Raw genomic sequence first — 327 nt, 5'->3', positions numbered from 1 at the left:
GGAAGTGGAAGCGGCGCAAGTCGTGGAGCTGACCGGTACTAATAGGCCGAGGGCTTGACCACATACTCATCCAGCCCTTTATTGCAAGACAATGTCGCGTCCACTGTGCAGCTCTGAAGGTACGGAACCCTCGTGTTCCGCTCCTCCAAGGACACCGTCCCGGGTGACCGGGGTCGTGTTGGGAGGGGTACATCTTCACAGTGTTACGGCGGTCATGGCGAAAGGGAAACGCCCGGTCTCATTCCGAACCCGGAAGCTAAGCCTTTCAGCGCCGATGGTACTGCCCGGGGGACCGGGTGGGAGAGTAGGACGCCGCCGGACATAACT

Annotated in this window: 1 rRNA gene; it reads left to right on the top strand. The window is 60.2% G+C overall.

The features are described 5' to 3' along the window. The first annotated feature begins 204 nt into the window (after window positions 1-204). Window positions 205-321, top strand: a 5S ribosomal RNA gene (gene rrf / locus O2V63_RS20705). Window positions 322-327: the final 6 nt, after the last annotated feature.

This window comes from Modestobacter sp. VKM Ac-2977 (assembly GCF_026968045.1).
Classification (GTDB): domain Bacteria; phylum Actinomycetota; class Actinomycetes; order Mycobacteriales; family Geodermatophilaceae; genus Modestobacter.
The sequence above is the reverse complement of the archived record's forward strand: the minus strand, read 5'-3'. Positions and strand labels throughout refer to the sequence as shown.